Origin of the sequence: Filibacter tadaridae, assembly GCF_900609045.1 — a bacterium.
Classification (GTDB): domain Bacteria; phylum Bacillota; class Bacilli; order Bacillales_A; family Planococcaceae; genus Sporosarcina; species Sporosarcina tadaridae.
On sequence record NZ_UXAV01000031.1, the window covers coordinates 155739 to 176428 of the forward strand.

Annotated in this window: 18 protein-coding genes; 8 read left to right on the top strand and 10 right to left on the bottom strand. The window is 43.2% G+C overall.

All coding sequences use genetic code 11. The features are described from left to right. Nucleotides 1–1023: 1023 nt before the first annotated feature. Both FILTAD_RS05900 and FILTAD_RS05905 read right to left on the bottom strand, forming a co-directional pair. Nucleotides 1024–2328, bottom strand: coding sequence for a M20 family metallo-hydrolase (locus FILTAD_RS05900; RefSeq protein ID WP_124069584.1), 1305 nt, complete (start codon nt 2326–2328; stop codon nt 1024–1026). Nucleotides 2329–2811: 483 nt separating this feature from the next. Then, nucleotides 2812–3702: a c-type cytochrome gene (locus FILTAD_RS05905; RefSeq protein ID WP_124069585.1), complete on the bottom strand. Its 891-nt coding sequence runs from the start codon at nt 3700–3702 to the stop codon at nt 2812–2814. A 161-nt stretch (nt 3703–3863) separates the two neighbouring features. Here FILTAD_RS05905 and coxB point away from each other — a divergent pair, with 161 nt between their 5' ends. The 5 genes from coxB (at nt 3864) to FILTAD_RS05930 (ending at nt 9096) form a co-directional block, all read left to right on the top strand. Continuing rightward, nucleotides 3864–4559: a cytochrome c oxidase subunit II gene (gene coxB / locus FILTAD_RS05910; protein WP_124069586.1), complete on the top strand. Its 696-nt coding sequence runs from the start codon at nt 3864–3866 to the stop codon at nt 4557–4559. Nucleotides 4560–4590: 31 nt separating this feature from the next. Continuing rightward, nucleotides 4591–6531, top strand: coding sequence for a cytochrome c oxidase subunit I (locus FILTAD_RS05915; RefSeq protein ID WP_238988160.1), 1941 nt, complete (start codon nt 4591–4593; stop codon nt 6529–6531). Beyond that, nucleotides 6524–7093 (top strand): cytochrome c oxidase subunit 3, encoded by a 570-nt coding sequence (locus tag FILTAD_RS05920; protein ID WP_124069587.1) that lies wholly within the window; start codon nt 6524–6526, stop codon nt 7091–7093. Before FILTAD_RS05915 ends, FILTAD_RS05920 begins: the two co-directional genes overlap by 8 nt. A 330-nt stretch (nt 7094–7423) precedes the next feature. Beyond that, nucleotides 7424–8788 (top strand): plasmid pRiA4b ORF-3 family protein, encoded by a 1365-nt coding sequence (locus tag FILTAD_RS05925; RefSeq protein WP_124069588.1) that lies wholly within the window; start codon nt 7424–7426, stop codon nt 8786–8788. Nucleotides 8789–8904: 116 nt separating this feature from the next. Next, on the top strand, nt 8905–9096 hold the full coding sequence (locus tag FILTAD_RS05930; RefSeq protein WP_124069589.1) for a hypothetical protein: 192 nt from the start codon (nt 8905–8907) through the stop codon (nt 9094–9096). Nucleotides 9097–9430: 334 nt separating this feature from the next. On the opposite strand, the gene FILTAD_RS05935 is transcribed toward FILTAD_RS05930, so the two are convergent. The 8 genes from FILTAD_RS05935 to FILTAD_RS05970 form a co-directional block, all read right to left on the bottom strand. Further along, a complete protein-coding gene (locus FILTAD_RS05935; protein WP_124069590.1) occupies nt 9431–9808 on the bottom strand; it encodes a hypothetical protein in 378 nt (125 codons plus the stop codon). A gap of 71 nt (nt 9809–9879) precedes the next feature. Beyond that, nucleotides 9880–10449 carry a hypothetical protein gene (locus FILTAD_RS05940; protein WP_124069591.1) on the bottom strand — a complete coding sequence of 190 codons (570 nt, stop codon included), beginning with the start codon at nt 10447–10449 and terminating at the stop codon, nt 9880–9882. Between the two features lie 45 nt (nt 10450–10494). Continuing rightward, nucleotides 10495–10812: a DUF4176 domain-containing protein gene (locus FILTAD_RS05945; protein WP_124069592.1), complete on the bottom strand. Its 318-nt coding sequence runs from the start codon at nt 10810–10812 to the stop codon at nt 10495–10497. 41 nt (nt 10813–10853) lie between these two features. Beyond that, the gene (locus FILTAD_RS05950; RefSeq protein WP_124069593.1) at nt 10854–12377 is read right to left on the bottom strand and encodes a ribonuclease YeeF family protein; all 1524 of its coding nucleotides are present in this window, start codon (nt 12375–12377) and stop codon (nt 10854–10856) included. Next, nucleotides 12374–12676: a YwqI/YxiC family protein gene (locus FILTAD_RS05955; protein WP_124069594.1), complete on the bottom strand. Its 303-nt coding sequence runs from the start codon at nt 12674–12676 to the stop codon at nt 12374–12376. Before FILTAD_RS05955 ends, FILTAD_RS05950 begins: the two co-directional genes overlap by 4 nt. A 14-nt stretch (nt 12677–12690) precedes the next feature. Continuing rightward, complete coding sequence (locus tag FILTAD_RS05960) at nt 12691–13038, bottom strand: YwqH-like family protein (protein ID WP_124069595.1); 348 nt, start codon at nt 13036–13038, stop codon at nt 12691–12693. A 671-nt stretch (nt 13039–13709) separates the two neighbouring features. After that, nucleotides 13710–15404: a phospho-sugar mutase gene (locus FILTAD_RS05965; RefSeq protein WP_124069627.1), complete on the bottom strand. Its 1695-nt coding sequence runs from the start codon at nt 15402–15404 to the stop codon at nt 13710–13712. A gap of 237 nt (nt 15405–15641) precedes the next feature. Beyond that, complete coding sequence (locus tag FILTAD_RS05970; RefSeq protein ID WP_124069596.1) at nt 15642–16064, bottom strand: VanZ family protein; 423 nt, start codon at nt 16062–16064, stop codon at nt 15642–15644. 401 nt (nt 16065–16465) lie between these two features. Between FILTAD_RS05970 and FILTAD_RS05975 the strand changes: the two genes are divergently transcribed. The 3 genes from FILTAD_RS05975 (at nt 16466) to FILTAD_RS05985 (ending at nt 20462) form a co-directional block, all read left to right on the top strand. Next, entirely contained in the window at nt 16466–17992 is a 1527-nt protein-coding gene (locus FILTAD_RS05975; RefSeq protein WP_124069597.1) for a YifB family Mg chelatase-like AAA ATPase, read from the top strand. 1 nt (nt 17993) lies between these two features. Beyond that, nucleotides 17994–18584 (top strand): transposase, encoded by a 591-nt coding sequence (locus FILTAD_RS05980; protein ID WP_124069598.1) that lies wholly within the window; start codon nt 17994–17996, stop codon nt 18582–18584. 339 nt (nt 18585–18923) lie between these two features. Further along, on the top strand, nt 18924–20462 hold the full coding sequence (locus tag FILTAD_RS05985; RefSeq protein ID WP_124069599.1) for a plasmid pRiA4b ORF-3 family protein: 1539 nt from the start codon (nt 18924–18926) through the stop codon (nt 20460–20462). Nucleotides 20463–20690: the final 228 nt, after the last annotated feature.

Below are 20690 nucleotides of genomic sequence, written 5' to 3' on the forward strand. Positions count from 1 at the left end.
GATATTTTTAAATAGTCTGTTAGTTATAGAATAGGTGACACACCGTGCTTAAGTAAATTCACACATCAAATCTAGGTATTCCGCCACCAATACGTTATCGAAGTCGAAGAAAACTGAGTGTCAATACGATTAAATATAGTTTTTTAGGTTGGACTGGCTCTTCCAATGAACTTCGCTATTTCGATTTTACGTCCTTTCCACAGTGAACGTTGGGTGGTTCGGGGATGATGTTGTTAGGTTGGCGGGGTTTGTTGTGTGGTTTCACTATTATGTTGTGAGCTTTGCGAAGCGTTAATTAGGTGTCAGCTGCCTGGCACCTATTCTAATTGGGCAGAATCCAGCGTCATTGATTGCACTCACGCAGGGTTTGGGCTGAATTCCATCGCCTTTGATCGCTCCCGCGCAATGTTTGAACGGAATTCCATCGCCTTTGATCGCACACGCGCGAGGTTTGAGCGGAATTCCATCGCCTTTGATCGCACACGCGCGAGGTTTGAGCGGAATTCCATCACCTTTGATCGCACACGCGCGAGGTTTGAGCGGAATTCCATCGCCTTTGATCGCACACGCGCTAGGTTTGAGCGGAATTCCATCGCCTTTGATCGCACACGCGCGAGGTTTGAGCGGAATTGCCTTTGCCGCAGGAAGCGGCAATCTTGTGATGCCTTCTATTTATGAAATTGCGGCAGTACCTATGCATCCCATAACTAAATACGCCGCGGCGCATCGCTCGATTCACTTAACTAATTGTAGAAATACCTGATACCCCGTGAGTTACGTTTCACCAACCTAGCAACATAACCCATGAACCCCGCAACAAAAAACGCCAACCTCCCAACATAATCCCTAAACCTATCAACGTTTTACCAAAACCCAGCAACGTTTCACCATCTAAATAATAAAAAACAATAGAAATCAGAAAATCAAACACTTACCTAATCTACATTGCATAAATAAGTAATTGCTGCACATCGCCAGAATACTATCATAATCAAGTACCCAAAACTCGGTTTCTAAACTTTTTCAAATCGAATGTTGCAATTTCTCCAGGAATTTTTTCAGAACATGTACTCCTGTTACACAATCATTTAGACTCGTCCACTCCACGGGATTGTGACTGATCCCGTCTTTGCTTCGGATGAAAAACATCGCGATTGGGACATGGCGGCCTACAATCATAGCATCATGGCCTGCCCCACTTGGAATATAAATGGGATGGATTTGGTTTTCCTTAAGCGAATCAGCCTGCAATACCTGCATGAAATCCTGTACAAGGACCGGATCTGCTAGTGATGTCTCTTCCCAAACAGCATCCACCTTATGAACGGTAGAAATTCTTTTCGCCTCATCAATGATCAGTTTGACTAGCTCGTCTAGCGTTTCCCTGTGGATATCCCGAATATCTACACTGAGCTTAACTTCCCCTGGGATGACATTTGTTCCATTGGGGAAAACATGCAGTCGTCCAACAGTTGCGACTGCAGTAGAACTTACTTTCTTCGGAAGGAAACTCACATTTAGAATGAATTCACTTGCCGCAACCATCGCATCCTGGCGGTCATCCATTGGCGTATTTCCAGCGTGTCCCGCCTTCCCTTTAAAGGAAAATTCAAGTCCATTGAGGCCCGTTATCCCAGTCACGATACCAACCGGTTCATTATTCTTTTCAAGTTGCTTCCCCTGTTCTATGTGAACTTCCACAAAAGCAGCTATTTCTTTAGTATCTCTGGCAGCGTCCATGAAGCTGTTTGCCGATAAACCATTTTTACGAACTACTTCCTCAAAAGGGACCCCTTCATGATCTATTAATGATTTTAAATCCGATAACCCGACGTCACCCATCATCGCCTTACTGCCGGTTAGACCTGCGTTAAATCTTGAACCTTCTTCATCGGAAAATATAACGACTTCAACTGGCCTAGAAGGTTGATAATTCGTCTCTTTCCATGCTTCTACAACTTCCAGTGCCGTTAAAACGCCCAACACTCCATCGAAATGCCCACCATTAGGCACACTATCAACATGGGAACCTGACAGTATAGCAGGAAGATTATCCTGTTTCCCGGCCAGCCTACCTATCACATTTCCAGCATCATCTTGCCTAACTTCAAGCCCAGAGTCTCTCATCCATTGCTTGACCAAGTCTTTCGCCTGCTTCTCTTCATCGGAATAGCCGAGCCGGCATGAACCCATCTCTGCAGTGAATCCAACTTGGGCAATCTCGCGGAGTCTTGATGCAAGTCTTTTTCCCTGAACTCCCGAATGATCCAGGTGAAGATCATATTCCCCTAAAAGTCGTTGTTCCATAGCGTCATTAAATAAAACCATGTTTTATCGTCCTTTTGAGTAATCTTTAATTTATTCAATATATTGCGTTTACTTAAATGATACCATAGTAAAGCGCAGCCGTGTCTAGCAAATTAATTACTAAGACATGGCTGCAATTGTACGAGTGCCTGTGTAATAAAGCGAAACTTCAATCAGTGGGGGTTTTCCTCATCCCCCACTGATTGTTAGTTGAGCCATTCGGGCTTTTACGGGCAGTTGATCCCCCACTTATTCTTCTTGTTCCCTCGATGACTTGAAGTTGGGGGTCTTACTGCCCGTTAATGCGGGATAAAAAACAACGAACAATTCAACCGGTTAGATAAACATGCAATAGGTAGTAGAAATTCATGCACTTATCCACTACTATACTCATAAACATGTAATTACCTAGCATAGTGAGAGTAGTTCCTTGCCTTGGCGCCTAAAAAACGCAAAAAAAAGACTATTCCCACTTTACAGGAACAGCCCATTTCGTAACCTACATCATTCCTTCTTCGGTACCACCACGTCTAAATCAGTCCATTGAAATTCTCCCGTTTTCAGCTTTTCGCGACGCTCTTTAAACATATAATCCTTTTCCGGATCCTTGTGGCTATCGCCAATTTTTTCAGGATCTCCTTCCGGCCGGTCGTGCGATAGTACAAAAGCTGCGAGGTCTACCGCTTCCTGGTCCGTCAGTGTATTTGCTTGGCCTTTCGGCATATTGTTTTGAATGAAAGCCGTTGCTTTACTGAGCCGTGTCAATCCTGCACCTTCATTGAATGAGCCTTCTCCCCATAACGCAGGGCCTGTATGGTCGCTCGTGCCCGAGCCATCCCCGGCGTGACAGGTGATACAGGTTTTTTGCACAAATAGTTCTGCCCCATCGTTTACATTCGGCTCAGGCACTTTTTCTCTATCATTCGTCATCCGCCACGTAATATCATCAACTGTTTCCACGTCTTTTGATATGAATTCCATATAGGAAACCATCGCTTTCATTTCTTCGCTATCCATTTCTAGTTCGGTACCATTCATGCTTCGTAGAAAACAGCCGTTGATGCGGTCTTCAATTGTAGTCCATGTACCACTACGATCTTTCGGATATTTCACTGTTACACCGACCATCGGCGAATTAGCGGAAAGTCCGCCATCCCCGTGGCAGCTGATGCAGGACAAATTATTGCCAACATGCTCGGGCAACACTGTTTTCGTACTGTCAAAGAGCTCTTTGCCGTATTGAATCATTTTCGTTTCCGGGTCATCCGGGTCCAAATTACTTAATTCTTTCCGGATTTTCGCAGCATCGTATCCTTCGCTGCTGCATCCTACTATGACAAGTGCCAGTAACAGTAATAGAAATAGAATCCCTGTTGCTTTTTTGTAAGAAAACATAAACCATATAACCCCCTACTGTAAATAAATCCGTATAGAGCTCTACCACCTTTCTACCTTTCCGAAACTATTTTTCATAAAATCCTGGTGTTTACTCTATTCTTTTGGGGGAATAGAAGTCTAATAACATACTATATTTAGTTAGAAAGGTGGGGACACACGTGAAAAAATTGGGCATCTTTCCTTTGCTCTTTCTGTTGGCAGGGTGCACGAATAGTACTGTATTGAACCCGAAAAGTACGACGGGAAAAGAACAAGCTTTTCTAATTTGGTTTGGGCTTGGCATTATGCTGTTCGTATTGGTGATAGTCTTTTTTCTGCTTGCCAGAGTAGTCATCAACTATCGCGAAAAAAAGAATGGACTGGAAGAGTATAGACCTAAGTTTATTAGTCCAAAAAAGCAACGGAAACTCGAATTGATTTGGACGATTGGTCCAATTGTTTTACTGATTATCCTTGCCATTCCAACAGTCAGCACAGGTCTCAAGCAATCCCCGGTCGCGGAAGCCGAATCTACTATGGATGGCGTACATATTGACGTAACGGCAAAACAGTTTGAGTGGACGTTTATCTATGAAACAGATAAAGAGAAGCACAATATTTTACTGTTGCCTGAAGGTGAACCGATTATCCTTCATTTGTCTTCGATGGATGTGATTCATTCCTTTTGGGTGCCTGAGCTTGCTGGAAAAGTAGACTTGGTCCCTGGAAAACCAATCGTTTACAGGATTGAGAATCCCGAAATAGGTGTTTACAAAGGAAAGTGTGCTGAGTATTGCGGAGTTCAGCATGCAAATATGACGTTTACTGTAAAAGTAGTAGCCAAGGAAGAGTTTGAGGAGTATATAGCAAAATAAATAAGTAGCCGGCAAGCAAGGGTTAGCGGCTATGAATTGGAGTGAAATAACTGTGCATATTCCTTTTTTCGGGGAGTCTATTTTCTTAACGATTGACGTTTTCATCGCATGGATCCTTCTAATCGTACTGGTTATCGGGGCTATCGTTTATGCCTTTAGAAAACGCAAGTTTCCTGTTATCCGGGATTACCTATATACGACCAACCACCGGAAAGTCGGTACCCTTTACATGATATTTGGATTTATCTTCTTCTTGCGAGCCGGGCTGGATGCACTCTTCATCCGCCTGCAACTCGCGTTACCGAATAATAATTTTATGGATTTTCAGCTTGAAAAGTATAATGAAACCTTTACATCACACGGTACGATGATGATTTTCTTCGCTGCCATGCCGATGCTAATCGGTCTTATGAATATTGCAGTTCCATTGCAAATTGGTGCCAAGGATTTGGCGTTCCCCTTTTTAAATGCAGTGTCCCTTTGGCTGTTTGTCGCTGGCGGAGTCATGTTTGGATCTGCTTATTTTCTTAACAGTTCACCGGCAATCGGGTGGACGGGCTATGCGCCTTATTCGACCGCGGTGTATACGCCCGGCGCAGCTACCAACTTTTACGTTTTCGGCGTGCAGATTTCTGGTCTTGGGACTATATTTGCCGCCCTCAATATGATTGTGACGATTGTCCGGCACCGGGCTCCCGGCATGAAGCTAATCCGTATGCCCTTGTTTCCATGGGCCTCCCTTGTTACTTCATTTTTGATCGTAATTGCCTTTACGGTGCTTGCGATTGCTTTATATTTGCTTATGTTTGACCGGTTGTTTGGCACCTCTTTTTTCGGAGGTGAAGAAGGTGATCCGGTTTATTGGCAGCATTTATTCTGGTTTTTCGGTCACCCGGAAGTATATGTATTGGCATTGCCTGCATTCGGTCTTTTTTCTGATATTATTTCGTCATTTTCAAAGAAACCAATCTTCGGGTATCCGGCAATGGTCATTTCCCTTGCGTTGATCGGCTTTCTTGGTTTCATGGTCTGGGCACATCATATGTTCACCGTTGGGCTTGGGCCGATGGTCAATACATTTTTCGCTGTAACAACGATGACAATCGCTATTCCGACGGGCATTAAGGTATTTAACTGGATTTTCACGATGCACGGCGGATCACTTAAGACGACAACGCCGATGCTGTTTGCGATCGGTTTTATCCCATCGTTTGTTATGGGAGGTGTGACGGGTGTTATGTTGGCTGTATCGGCAGCCGATTTCCAGCTCCATGACACACACTTTGTTGTTGCACATTTCCATTACGTCATTTTAGCTTCTACCATTCTAGGTATTTTTGCTGGCCTCTATTACTGGTATCCGAAAATAACCGGCTATCAGCTGAATGAAACGCTGGGCAAATGGCATTTCTGGCTCTTTTTAATCGGCTATCATATGACATTTTTACCGATGCATCTTACAGGGATGCAAGGCCTGCCGCGCCGTGTATATACTTACGGTTCTGACGAAGGCATGACCGCACTTAACTTTACGAGTACAATCGGCGCTTCACTAATGGGCGTTAGTATCGTTATTTTGGTTTGGAATATTTGGCAGACGAACAGGCAAGGTATACTCGTCGGAGATGACCCGTGGGATGGAAGAACTTTGGAGTGGAGTGTGGCTTCCCCGTCTCCTGAAGATACATTTACGCCTATGCCATTCATTGAATGCACCGATCCGTTTTGGGATGCAAAAACGAAGGGCCAGAAACTGAAGACTGCACCCAATCCACGACCTGCTCCAATCGATGAACATACCGTACTGCCTTTTCTTATGGCACTTGCTGTTCTTGTTATCGGTTTCGGTCTCATTTATCAGTCGTATCTAACGGCTGGTATTGGCGGCGTTGCGATCTTTGCGTTATTTATCATCCGTTCGTTTCGTGATGAACACACATCTTTTCACAAGGAGGGAGCGCGCCATGAATAATACAGATGCTGCCTTGTTTAAAGACAAAAAAATGGGATTCCTCATTTACTTAGGTATTGAGGCTATTATGTTTATGGTCCTTTTCATGACATATACCATTTTTACGCCACCAACCAAAGATCCATTCCCAGCTGACATTTTTGAAATTAAAACCGTCGTGCTTGCATCCGTTTTTCTTTTATCAAGCAGCGTCACACTCTTTTTGTCTGATAAGTATTTAAAAAAAGAACGGAAAACACCATTTATCATCTGGCTAGTTCTTACCTTTTTGCTGGCCGCCGCCTTTCTCGGTGTGGAGATCAACGAGTTTGCAAGTTACGTCCAGCAAGGCTACACAACGAGCAGCAATGTTTTCATGGGAGCGTTTTATGTATTGGTCGGCCTCCATGCAGCGCATGTGGTGTTTGGAATTGGATGGATGATCATTTTGTTCATTCACCACATAAGAAAAATTCCGGCCCCCTTGTTTCTGAGTAAACAAACAATCTTTTCGTACTACTGGCATTTTGTCGATTTGATTTGGGTACTGATTATTATCATTGTATACGTTCCTTATTTGTAACTAATTTAGGCCCGGCTGCATTTCATCGATATGTGAAATGGGTTAAGCCATCATCTAGGGTGCCCACGTCTAACAGAATTCTGAGTTAGACGTGGGCACCTATTTTAATCTCAAAACCTCATAATATAAAACGCCAACCCTACAACGTAATCCACAAACCTCGCAACGCTTTCTTCACACCTCACAACATAATCCCTTAACTTATCAACAACTTCTTTACACTCGGCCCTTCTATTTCATTTGTAACAAGTGTTGGTAGACTGTTATTATCAAAGTACTGCCTACAATCCAATCGGCAATGCGCGGAAAATGAACACTTGGAGTGAGTCTATGAAAGCATATATCGTAAAACTGACATTCGAAGGCATCGAACCGGTGATTTGGCGGAGAGTGATTTTGCCGGCGGATGCTACATTTAATCGACTGCATGAATTAATCCAGAGGGTCACAAACTTCCAAAGTGAATGGATGGATGAACCTTATCATTTCTTCGAGATACGGGTGGACGACCTTCTCGTCACAAACACCCCCGTTGTCCTGGAGGAAACGAAGAAGGCGTCGAACGGTCTTACGGCCAAGCAGCCATCCCGTATTAAAATCGATACGTATTTGGAAAAGCACGGCTCTTTACATTATCTATATGATTGGGGGGACGAATGGCGGATTACGGTCGAGTTGGAGGAAATTGTGGAAGATTACTTTTTCGGCTATCCGACTTTACTTGCGGGCGAAGGCACGGCGCCGCCTGAAGATGTGGGGGGACCGCCTGGCTATGCGGCATTTTTGCAGGTTTACCGCGACCCATCCCACCCGGATTATTTGACGACCTACGCATGGGCTGAAGAACAAGCGTACAAATCATTTGACTTGGATCACATCAATGACATGCTAAAGTCCATGAAATACAAAAAAACCGAATGGGCACGGATTGACCATGACAACTATGTCGTGCTATCAGACAAATACCGTGGATCCGATAAGGCGGACTTGAACGCCATTCCCAATAAAAAGCTGTACCTTGATTATATCGCTGCTTGCACTTCTTTATATGGAATGGTGCGTTTTGACAAAGTGATGGACATCTACAATGCACAAAATAAACCCGAGATGACGCACAAACGAATGTTGCAATTGGTAAACGATCCGGAAACTGTCCAACTTTTGGAGAAAAAATTCGTCTATATGCAACACCATCAATTTCTTCATGAGTCAATGGATTACAACGATGAAAAGCTGCTCGCAAAGCGGACAGCAGGGAAACCCTTTTATGTCCCTAACAAGACCGAACTACTCCATTATGTGAAAGACGCTTATTTCAAACGGACGCCGCAACATAAAAAGTTGCAGAACCTGTTAAAGAAGGACGGGCTTACTTCACGACAAATCGAAGAGGAATTACAAGATTTGGTCGGCGAACTATCCCTCGTAAATGCCAATACAAACCTGATATTTCGGAACTTCGCAAGCCGTCTGGACCTCACAAATCGTGAACAGCTCCAACGTTATCTTCAACCCGTCATGGAAATCGCAAATTCCACGCGAATCTGGGAAAACCGGGGACATACGCCGGATGAACTATTTCAAATGGAAAAGCATCATTTAAAGCCCCTCCCTGAACCGATCACGGTGAAAACGGGCCGCAACGACCCCTGTCCATGCGGCAGTGGGAAGAAGTATAAGAAATGTTGCGGATAAGATTTCTGTTGCCAGTCGCCCCTGCCATCGTTTGATTGACCGGCTTCGATAGAAAGAATATTTTCCCACTCATAAGAGAAGTCAGACAGCAATATCCATTAGGAGGGGGTGCACTAATGGATAAGAAAAAAGAAACTGCATTGGAATTTGCAAAAATACTGATTCAAAAGAATAACGTAGTCCCTGTGTCAACAATGAGTAGTATCGACTCCAATTCCATCCAATACACGATTGGTGAAAAAAATTACACTTTCTTTGAAATTGTTTCCCACTTCTTGGAATGCATCGATAACTTTGAAGAATTATAGGAGTCGCGTGGAAGATAACCATGGATAATTGAATGTTCACCATTCAAATCCCTGAATAAAAATAAAAGAGGATGCCGCCAAATGTTTGATATGGCGGCATCCTCTTTTAACTTATGCTATCGTAATGTACTCTCTGAAAAGTGTCGTCCCCAGATACCCTATACTAAATTTCTAATTCCTGTAGTGTATGGTGACAGTCACTCACACTTTCACGTTTGTTTTAACTATCTCGATTGTTTAAACTTTCATGTTTGTACGAGCAACAGGTACATTACATAAGTTCTGCGCGTTATATGGTCGGTCTGCTTGCACAATCGGGATGTTTCGAAAAAAGTCAATCCTCGTAAGGTATTTGAATTGAATGTTTCTTAAAGTATTCCCCTTTAAAAATAGGATAGTGCGATGTCCACATGTTATGTACAAAATACAAAAATGGCAGCGCAGCAACTGGCAATAGAAATAGGAAGAAATAATATGGACTCTCTTTAAGCCCTAGGACCGCGCCGCCTATGAAACCAAATAGAATGTACAGTATGGAGATAAAGCAAAGGCTTGCATAGACTAGAAAAAAACCGATATTCATATATATTAATACATATACTTTTATCCTTTTGCCCCTTTCTTGTACACATTGGCTAAACTTCCAATTCGCCTTTATTTCAGAGGCGGATTCTTTCAACACTTTGCTTATACCACTCATTATTTTCTTCATATTTTCGGGGCCTCCATAACCTCTCTAGACGCAAAAACGCTACAACTTCGTGAAAAGCTGTAACGCTTTTTTTATTTTTCCAAATCGAATTTGGCATTTTCAAGTTTCAAAACCTTATTTTCCTCTGTCATCAACTGTAGGAGTTCCTGTCCTTCTGGTGTAACCGGAACGGTAAATGGAATTGCGTGGTTTGGTTGAATAACACCTGCAAGTGATTCGGAAAGTTCTACTTCTTTACGATCAAAAACATATTTGACAGAACCCTCAGTCTCCACACCCAACGTGTAGTCAAACTTAATGTCTTTAATCCCTTTTTCCAACCGATTAATGCCTAGGAATAGCATGACTTTCTCGCCTGTAGCCGTCTCTACAAGGTCAATTGCATGAACACTAAAGTCTTCCGCAACGCCAATATCTGGGTTTGCTTCTACAAGTCCAGCCAGTTGTTGGTACATCTCTTCTTCTAATGTGACGCCATTTTCTTCATCCGCTTTCAATAATTGCATAGAAAGTGCTGGCTCCTCTTGTTTGCCTTTATCTTCCTCCACGTTTACTTCATCTCCTTTCTTTTGTTGTTCGTCGTCGGCATTACACCCTACTAACAGTATTGCAAGGAATAGAACTCCAAGTAGCTTCTTCATTTACGGAATCTCCCATCATTAGTCAATATAACTGGCACCTATTCGTTAGTTACTACTTTCCTCTTTTGCTAGTAATCTGTTTAACTCTTTTCGGAAAGCCAGTTCCCCTTTTGTTTCTAACCCTTTGAAAACGACATCCGCAATATCTTCGTGTTGGAAGAATATATTCGTATTCGTTGAGATATGTCCTTGTGGATAAGGACATCCCACATAATCCCACAATTTTTCATCGCCATCCACTTGGTTTTGTTTCCTTCCGTAAATCATGATGAAAGGTTCTACACCGTCCATCTTGAGTACTGTTCCGATTGGCAACAGCTCATTTCCTTTATCAATCGATTGTGAATGAAATTGATCCTTCATTTAAATTAACTCCTTTTACCATTTATTTTGCAGAAAGCAACTTATTGCGATTCATTTTCAAAACTGATTCCCACTTTTGCTCCGAATAATAAACGTAAGTCTATTAAAATTTCCTTGCCAATCTTTGCTTCGCCCCCAATGCCTATTGCGGATACACCCAACGTTAGCTTCGCGTTTATATCCGTGAACGGTATCCCAATCGTCGGGTTCACTTCCGCTTCCGCTACCGAAGCTTTAGCGCCAATTCCAACTGATCCTTTATCAAATCCTGCATATGCTTTTGCGTTACCAATACTTGCACCAGCACCTATACCGGTACCCCCAATTACTTTTCCAAGATAGGGAATCTCTCTATCAAATTGCGTTTTACCTTCCAATCCATAAACAGTACCTTCAACTTTAGCCAATGGCAATGGTAAATTCAAGCCCAGTACAGATTCCCCACCGATTCTTGCATCGGCAGAACCTTTTAAAACATTTATCGTTCCTTCCCCGTCAATAATTGTTGTATCAAGCCCAACTTTCCCGTATATCAAACTGGCTTCTGAACTTCCACCAATTTTTTTATCCCCATTCGTATAGCCATCAAAACCAGACCAATCATTTTTATACATGCCTGCCCCGCCAGTAACCTCTATATTCTCGCCTACCGCTACGGTATCCCCATCAATGAAGTAATCGGTGGTAGAAGTTTTTTCAACAGAATCGGGTTCTTTCACATCATTACTTGCGGAAGCCCTATAGTGCAGGAAACCAGAGCTAAATGGGGTACTTGGATAACGCCCTTCATTAAAAAGAAGTGAGTTCTGAAATGGAAACAGGTTTTGTGTGTTTAAGATGCTACCCACAGTCGACCGATCTTCTAGTATGGATACAGGAGCACCCATCATTTCCTGATGAGTTAACTCTTTCTTTAATGGATTCCATGTGGAATAAGCAATCCAATCGGCTTTCGGAAAGTTTATTCCCGTAAGATTGTTCTTAAAAAGACCTTCTAAATCGACTAACCAATTTTCCATTATTGTCAGGCTACTTTCAATCGTTGAAAGAGCGTTCGTTTGTTCCGCGTCAAATTGATTCAAATTCGTGACGGTTTCATTTCGTTTTCTTTTTCCATCCCTTACGCCTTGCTGAACTTCATGATCATTCAAATGAGGTAAGGCGACAATATCCTGGACTTGGGCCATAATACAATTTGCCTCGTCCGTTAACTCGGTTGTCAATTGTGATACCGCCGATAGTCCGCTTTCAACTTCTACTTCAAGAAAATTTTCACGAATGAAACCATTCGAACTCGGTTCAAGCGTATGTAAAGCAGATTCGATTTGAGTAAGAATACTAGCAAAAGTGTTTTTGAATACAAGAAAGTATTGAACAAAAGGCAAATGACACTCGCTGTAAAATGCCCTGATCGCATTTCCTCCCTGTCCTTTTAGGGAATCTTCCATCGCAACAAGTCCTTCGATGGCGATTTCAATCGCTTTCATCTCACTTTCAAGACGATCGAGCATGATACTATTCTTCTGTAATCCTTCTTGAAATGGATCAACGTCTAGAATCTTCATTGTGACACCTTCCTTGGACCAGCCAACGTTTCTTGCATGGCGGACGCCACTTTATCATCGGATTCACGCATAAATATCACTGAATTTGTGGTCATTTCAGTGTTAGCAAGAAGCACTCTTTGATAATTCGTCAATAACGTTTCGAGCTTCATCGAAAGCTCCGTCAATTTCGACACGACATCCAGTGTGTTGCCTGGAATCGGTGGTTCCACTTTTGGATTGAGCAATTCTGCTGCATTCGTTATATCTCCTACCTTATTTTCAACGTCTGCATACACTATTTTTACTTCGGTAGACATACTCGTTTCGCCTCCTATTCACTTGCTCTTGCCTCTGCCGCCTCTAAACTCGCAATGGTCTGTTGAAGTGAGGCGATTTCAGCGCTGAGCGAATTAATTTTGTCAGCAATTGCATTGTATACGTTTGCGAACTGGGCGTCAGCCATTTCCAGAAAAGCCGTATGGATTCCCATTTCGCGAATATCCTGAAACGCAGTGGCAAGCGTACCGTGCCATGTTTTTGCAGATAGCTCGGGTTCCAGGCATTTTTGTTCATTCGCTTGAAATTCCGATTGTTTTCTTTGCAAGGATGATTTGCACGCATTGAGCCGCTCCACTTCCTCTTGTTTCCTCATTACTAATGCATAGTAATATGCAAGCAAGCTTATTCCTCCTATCTTATTGATCTGTTTCTTGACACCCTCGAAATACTAAACTTCGTTTCACATAAAGCGAAACTTCAATCAGTGGGGGTTTTTCGACGCACAGGACGTGCTAGTGCAGACGTTGCGACAGGACGTCGCGTATTTAGTCTGCCTCATCCCCCACTTATTCTTCTTGTTTCCTCGAAGATTTGAAGTTGGGGATCTTACTGCCCGTTAATGCGGGACAAATTTTCCATTATACTAACAAATAACATTCGGATAACCCACTGTCAAAACAAATCACAAAGCTATGGTTTTTATATAGACCATTCCACCTGCTTTATAAAATCGTTTTTTATTGACAAGGAATAACTAGCGTCTCTCACTTACAAAGGTTCTCGTAAACTATTACTTATACAGCTTTAAAAAGGAAGTATTAGGTAACTCGAGATTCGATTGATTCATTTTTCATCATTTTCTAGTTAATAAAAGAGGATGCCGCCAAATAGTTCATATGGCTGCGTCCTCTTTGAATTGTGTCAGTACCTGTGCAACAAAAAACAACCAATAATTCAACCAATTGCATATATATACGATAAATAGTAGACCTTAACGTTTTTTTCGGATAAATATGTAATTGTAGTGTATTGTCGGAACTTTGTCTTGCACAGGTACCCAAAAAAAGGTACCTATAAAACCCGACCCATCATATCTTCCACCAACAAACCTATCGCAATTCCCGCCTCTTCAGCAGAATCCTTCCGAACCCCAAAATAGAACTTACACTTCGGCTCCGTTCCCGAAGGCCTTACACACACCCAAGAACCATCCTCTAGCAAGAACTTCACAACATCCGCACTCGGCAATACCAATTCCTCAATCGCCCCATCCTTCAACTGTCTAGTCCCCGCTTGATAATCCTCAATCGCACGAACCGCAACGCCACCAATAGACTTTGGCGGATCGTTTCGGAACGCTTTCATAATTTCCCCGATTCTTTCTTGTCCATCTTTCCCCGTAAGCGTTAACGACTCCAATGCTTCCCGGTAATGGCCAAGCTCCTCATATAGATCTAGTAACCCGTCATACAACGACTTCCCAGTAGACTTATAATAAGCAGCCATTTCCGCAGTCAACAACGCCGCCTGGACTGCATCCTTGTCCCGTGCGAATGTGCCGATTAGGAAACCATAACTCTCTTCATAGCCGAATAAATACGTGTATTCGCCGCTCTTCTCGAATTCCTCAATCTTCTCGGAGATAAACTTGAAGCCGGTCAATGTATCCATTGTAGGGATTCCAAACGTTGCCGCAACAGCACGACCGAATTCTGATGTAACTATCGTTTTCATAGCCACGCCGTTTGAAGGTAGAATCCCTTTCTCCTTTTTCTGCATAAGTAGATACTGTAACAAAAGCGCTCCAAGCTGATTCCCGGTGAGTAATTCATAGTCGCCATCCGAGTTTTTGACTGCCACACCCAGACGGTCGGCGTCGGGATCTGTCGCGAGTAACAAATCGGCATCTTTTTCTTTCCCCAGTTGAATCGCTAGTTTGAATGAATCACGCTCTTCTGGGTTTGGATAGACCACTGTCGGGAACCGTGCATCTTGTATCGCTTGTTCGGCTACGACATGCACGTTTGAAAAACCGAAGTTACGCAGCCCTTCCGTAACCGGAACAAGCCCCGATCCGTGAAGCGACGTGTAGACGATGGACATGTCCATCCCTACCGTTTCAATGGCCTCGGCATCTTCTCTTAATGTAAGAAGATTTTCTTGATAAACCTCATCAATTTCTTCCAATATGTATGTCAGCGTTTCACTTTGAAGCAACTCATTCTCATCGGCTGTTTGAATCGCAAATAGGTCTTTAATTTCCTTCATATGTCGAACAATTCCATCTGCCGCGTCCGGTGGTAACTGTCCTCCGTCTTCCCCGTACACTTTAAAGCCATTATATTGTGCTGGATTATGACTTGCCGTAATGACAACGCCTGCAAATGCATTCAACTGTCTCATCGCAAACGACAGTTCAGGTGTAGGCCTGCTTTCTTTGAATAAAAACACGCGAATGCCATGTTTGCCAATTGTTTTCGCCGTTTCCAAAGCGAAGTCATGGGAATAATGGCGCGTGTCATAGGCAATGACAACGCCACGACCCATCGCTTCTTCCCCAGAAACAAGGAGTTGCTGGGCCAGTCCTTCCGCAACGCGGCGGATCGTATAGATGTTCATCCGGTTCGTACCTGCTCCCAGTAGTCCGCGCATTCCACCTGTCCCGAACGACAGATATTGATAAAACCTGTCTTCTATTTCTCCGTTATTCTGTATGATGAGTTTCAGATCACTCTGCAACTCCTGTGGCATTGTATGCTCTTGCATCCATCTTTCAAAAACCTGTATATATGTTCCCAACTTTACAGCCTCCTTTTCATTCAAAACCGATATTCCCATCCTTCAAACAGCTGTACCTTTTGTAGACCTCACTACCCGGCCAATCAAATAGCTTTAACTAGCAAGAAATGAGCTAACAGAGAGGAAACTGGTCCATCCATGCTAACCCTATTTTAATAAGAAATACCTAAGTAGTAAACCTTCATTGGAAATTAGCTACTCATGCTATTTTTTATACAGATACTTAGAAATCAAATACGCTATACAGATGCCCGCCAAATCAATACCTACGTCAAAGAGTCTTCCATTACGCTTAAAATACAGTTGCAAAACTTCTGTACTGCATGCGAAGAGCCCACAATATAAGAAGGCCGTTCCAGGTTTTTTAATCCAGGAAAAAAGAAAAAAATACAGTAACCCGAACGATGCCAAATGCCCCATTTTTTGAATCAAATAAAATTCACTAGTCAAGTTAATATCACTTACAATGAGCAAGTCTGAAAATGAAGGCGCGGACACAAACGTGAAATTCACGATTTGGTGATACAAAAAGTCATGCGCATTAGATGTACAGGTTGCAACTAAAATGAACGCCGTACATATAAAAATCAGTAAAGGGGCGAAAAGCAAGATGCAACAACCTTTCATTTCTATGACAATTCAGCAAATCAATACGTAACCTTAGTGTATCACCAAAACCAAATTGTGTGCATACCTATGCAATTACCTCGCAACGTTTCCTTAATTGAGCACGTGCTGAATTGTGTGGGTACCTGTGCAACAAAAAACAACAAACAATTCAACCAATTGTATAACTATTCAACAAACAATAGACATCAACGTTTTTTTCGCATAAATATGTAATTGTAGTGTATTGCCTGAATAGTTCGATGCACAGGTACCGACAAAAAGATGCACGGGTACCTCCAAAAAAAACAGGCAAAATCGAGTTATCCCGTTTCTAGTTGTATTCCGACAGTTGTCAGTTTATTCAATTTGCGATACTGTGAAGAAAAGGAAAGTGGTGAATCACAATCGCATCGATCATTATGAGTGTTGGGTTACAGGGAATGAAGGGACATAAGGTGACAGTTGAGGCGAGTGTACGGGGAGATAAGGAGCAATGTGTCATTATTGGTTTACCTGATGCTTCTATCAAAGAATCGAAAGAACGGGTGCTTAGTTGTTTACATGAGATGAATTTGGATATTGAAATGAAAAAGATCACGATCCATTTATCACCTTCTGATGTTCGAAAAAGTGGGACGGGGTTTGATTGTGCAATGTTGCTTGCAGTTATGCAGGAGGTTCTGAAAAAACCGCTTCCGATAGATGACTCGACATGTGTCATTGCAGCACTCTCTTTGAACTGTGAATTGGTTCCGTTTCACGGCATGATTCCGGCAATTCAACAAGCCATTACGCTCGGTTTCAATCGTATCCTTATTCCCCCTATCAACATATCTTTTTTGCAACATGTGGCGGGTGTGGAAATTGTCCCTCTACATGATATGAATGGAGTGGTTTCTTACTTGAATGGGCAACCATCCCTTCTATTGAATGAACATCAGGAACCATTCTTGGAAGAATTTGAAGCTTCTCAGGAAGATCCATCCACAACGGATTTTTCATCCGTTCGTGGACATCAAGAAGCAAAACGGGCTATGGAAATCTGCGCGGCAGGTGGACATCATCTATTCCTTACCGGGCCGCCCGGTTGCGGAAAAAGTATGTTGGCAGATGCGTTTCATACGATATTGCCAGATTTGACGCCTGAAGCGATGGTAGAACTTTATGGAATTTATCACTTGGCGCGCGAAAACCGGGGCATGTCCTTACGTCCTCCCTACCGCCATCCCCACCACTCCGCTTCTTCCGTTTCATTGATCGGCGGAGGGACGTTTCCAAAACCTGGTGAAATATCACTCGCTCATAGTGGTGTCTTGTTTTTGGATGAACTTGGGGAGTTTTCAAAAAAGACATTAGATATGCTACGGCAACCACTTGAAGCGGGAGAAGTGAGCATCAGTCGAGTGAAACAAACCGTCACTTACCCTTCAAGGTTCATACTCATTGCAGCTACTAATCCCTGTCCCTGTGGCTATTACGGATCAAACGAGCGCTATTGCACCTGTTCGCCGAAGCAAGTCACCAGCCACCAATTGAAAGCATCAGGTCCCCTGTTGGACCGACTCGATTTTGTTCTTTCATTACATAGCGTTGGCTTACAGAAGAATACGGCTGCCGAGTCTTCCGCCAGTATACGACAACGGACAACCCGTGCACGCGAACAACAATACAAACGCTATGGCAATGAATGCTTGAACGGCTTTGTTCCTTTTCAACGATTGGACGAAACATGCGGACTATCGAATGAACAGAAAGAACGCATTCAACAAGTGTGTTTTGAGCAGAAATGGAGCAATCGCACTCAAACGAAACTCATTCGGATTGCACGAACCATTGCAGACTTGAACGGAACCGAGCATATTTCCGAGAATGCCCTACAAGAAGCGATTCAATGGAAACAAAACGCAAACCAGTTACACAACCCTTCCTCCTTGGTGGATAACTAATATGACAAGACGTAAGCGCGAGTGGCATCCAAATGCCTACTTCCACGTTGTCATGCGAGGGAACAACCGGCAAAGTATTTATCAGACTCAAGAAGATCAACAGGAACTCATGCGGGCAATAGAATATACCTATGACAAATATCATTTCACTCTTTTGGCATACTGCTTCATGACCAATCACTTTCACCTGCTCATTCGTTCCGAATACGTCGATCTCAGCAAAGTCATGGCACGCATCAACCGGCGATACACCGATTATTATGCCAAACGTTATGGGCATGTTGGCCGCATCTATCAAAAAAGATATTTTTCCAAAGAAGTCGACGGACCCCAGGCCATACTCGCCGTCAGCAGCTACATCCATCGCAACCCCATCGAAACATTCGTCCCGATGGTTGCCAATTTAGAAGCGTATCCATACAGCTCGTTTCCCTACTATGCGAATGAAGCAAAAGTACCGCCACGTTTTCTAAAAACGGATCTGGTCGCAACCTTTCTTCCAAACCCGTTCGAAAAAACAAACCAGGCCTACTGTTTGTATTGTTTGACGTATAAACAACAGGATATCGAAGAAGACCAGGAGGATGAGTGAGAGGGTGGATTGGATTTTGGGAGGTGCCTGTGCATGGTTGAGTTATGACGATTCAAAGTTATGGATAAATACTTAAAAGAAAGGCAGCCAAATGTTGTTTTGGGTGCCTTTCTTTTTTGCTTTATGCAATTGTGTGGGTGCCTGTGCAACAACCAACAATTCAACCAACCGCATAAATATTCGTCGAATAGTAGACATTAACGTTTTTATCTCATAAATATGTAATTGTAGTGTATTACCAGAATAGTTTCGTGTACAGGTACTTCAAAAAGATGCACAGCTTCGCTTTTTACGGTTACTATAGAAATAAGAACATATTAGAATCGAAGGGATGATTGGATGATCTATCAATTGAAAGTGTCGTTGAAAGGGATGAAGCCTCCCATTTGGAGACGTCTTCAAGTAGATGGAAGGACGACGTTTGCGGATGTCCATCAAATCGTGCAGGTAGCGTTTGACTGGGAGGATATGTACTTGCATTCGTTCAATATGCAGCGCAGTCAAGGTCATCGGGTAAATGAAGAGATTGGTATAGAGGATGAAGAGCTCGGCTTCTTTTCGTTTAGAGAAATTCATGATGAGAACGAAGAAACAGTCGCTGAATGGTTCGTTGCGGAAAAAGATCGGGCTCTCTATACATACAATTTCAAGGCGGATTGGGAACACGAACTTGTGCTTGAGAAAATCATATCTCCTATTGTGCACACACACTACCCGCATTGCGCCAAAGCGATGCGTTCTGCGCCGGGTGAATTTGGGACGATCTTCAACGACAGTGAAGACGGAACGACTGCAGAACCGGATTGGCGTGAGCTTACTGCAGATGTCAATGAACTATTAAAGGATGTTGAGACGAATTTACTGGATTGGCGACAAGAAGAGGATGAACCGTTTGACTGGAAAAAGCTGCTGACAGCGGCGAAGTCGTTAAACGCGCAAAACCCATGGCATCTGCTGGAAGATGACCAAGTGTACACAATCGGTGATTCAGTGGGCGAGCAGTTCCTTTATTGCTGCGTACTCGGCGCTGCGGGACAAGAATACGGCCTCGCCGTGTATATCGGCAGGGATGGAATTGATACACTGAAAGCGACTTTGGATGGAACTCTCGAAGAGGATATCCTGATGAAACAACGGAGTCTTCTACTGTCCTTTGCAGATAAGGACGAGCTCGACGAGGATGATTTAGCATTCCTCAAACGACATGGCGCTTCTTATAGCGGACGGAAGCAGTGGATTCAGCTTCGCAGCTTTCAACCGGGATACTTCCCATGGTCACTCGATGACGAAGAAGGCCGCATACTGCTCCTTGCCATCCAGCAGACGAAAATGCTCCTTGCACAAGTACAAGAAGGACTGCAGATTCCAATATACGAAGGAGGCGATGAAATGATTGGGCGTATCGACGATCCATCATCCACCCCTTCGTCATGGGAAACCGTCTTGATAAAGTATCAGCCCCGCCAAAAGCCGGCGCCTTCACAATTGCAAGTGAGTGAACTGGACTTAAGAAGCCTGAAGCGAAAAGGAACCCTTAACATGGATCTGCTATTTGGCACATTCATGATCGGTCGCCCCGTCCAGGAAAGCCCCGACCAGCGTCCATACTTTCCACAACTTGCCATAGCAATGGACCCAAAAAGTGGTGAAGCCCTCCATCAGCAACTCATGGCGCCGGTCGAACAGGAAAAAGAAATCCAGAAGGCATTCCTTCAAATAATGCAAGACTTGGGAGGCATTCCGAAAAACGTGACTGTTACACCCAAAATCGGTGATTTGCTGAAGCCAATCACCGACTCACTGGCGATTTCTGTCCATGCGAAAAAAAGAATTCTCGAGATCGAGCGTTTCCGCGATTTCATCAATGACATGCCTTGAGAGAATAATTGTGTGGGTGCCTGTGCAACAAACAACAACCAAAAATTCAAACAATTGCATAAGTATTCAATAAACATTAGGATTTAACGTTTTTTTCACATAAATATGTAATTGTAGTGTATTGTCGGAATAGGTACCCGAAATTAAAAGGATGCACCAAAGCTTTCCCTATATGGCATAATAAGAGGAGATGCCAAATAACAATAGAACGTGGTTCGTGACAAAAAT

Bases quoted from the DNA above. Each gene is read 5' to 3' on its own strand.
- FILTAD_RS05900 (WP_124069584.1), bottom strand. From the start codon at position 2,328: ATGGTTTTATTTAATGACGCTATGGAACAACGACTTTTAGGGGAATAT.
- FILTAD_RS05905 (WP_124069585.1), bottom strand. From the start codon at position 3,702: ATGTTTTCTTACAAAAAAGCAACAGGGATTCTATTTCTATTACTGTTA.
- FILTAD_RS05915 (WP_238988160.1), top strand. From the start codon at position 4,591: ATGAATTGGAGTGAAATAACTGTGCATATTCCTTTTTTCGGGGAGTCT.
- FILTAD_RS05920 (WP_124069587.1), top strand. From the start codon at position 6,524: ATGAATAATACAGATGCTGCCTTGTTTAAAGACAAAAAAATGGGATTC.
- FILTAD_RS05925 (WP_124069588.1), top strand. From the start codon at position 7,424: ATGAAAGCATATATCGTAAAACTGACATTCGAAGGCATCGAACCGGTG.
- FILTAD_RS05930 (WP_124069589.1), top strand. From the start codon at position 8,905: ATGGATAAGAAAAAAGAAACTGCATTGGAATTTGCAAAAATACTGATT.
- FILTAD_RS05935 (WP_124069590.1), bottom strand. From the start codon at position 9,808: ATGAAGAAAATAATGAGTGGTATAAGCAAAGTGTTGAAAGAATCCGCC.
- FILTAD_RS05940 (WP_124069591.1), bottom strand. From the start codon at position 10,449: ATGAAGAAGCTACTTGGAGTTCTATTCCTTGCAATACTGTTAGTAGGG.
- FILTAD_RS05945 (WP_124069592.1), bottom strand. From the start codon at position 10,812: ATGAAGGATCAATTTCATTCACAATCGATTGATAAAGGAAATGAGCTG.
- FILTAD_RS05950 (WP_124069593.1), bottom strand. From the start codon at position 12,377: ATGAAGATTCTAGACGTTGATCCATTTCAAGAAGGATTACAGAAGAAT.
- FILTAD_RS05955 (WP_124069594.1), bottom strand. From the start codon at position 12,676: ATGTCTACCGAAGTAAAAATAGTGTATGCAGACGTTGAAAATAAGGTA.
- FILTAD_RS05965 (WP_124069627.1), bottom strand. From the start codon at position 15,404: ATGCAAGAGCATACAATGCCACAGGAGTTGCAGAGTGATCTGAAACTC.
- FILTAD_RS05970 (WP_124069596.1), bottom strand. From the start codon at position 16,064: ATGAAAGGTTGTTGCATCTTGCTTTTCGCCCCTTTACTGATTTTTATA.
- FILTAD_RS05975 (WP_124069597.1), top strand. From the start codon at position 16,466: ATGAGTGTTGGGTTACAGGGAATGAAGGGACATAAGGTGACAGTTGAG.
- FILTAD_RS05980 (WP_124069598.1), top strand. From the start codon at position 17,994: ATGACAAGACGTAAGCGCGAGTGGCATCCAAATGCCTACTTCCACGTT.
- FILTAD_RS05985 (WP_124069599.1), top strand. From the start codon at position 18,924: ATGATCTATCAATTGAAAGTGTCGTTGAAAGGGATGAAGCCTCCCATT.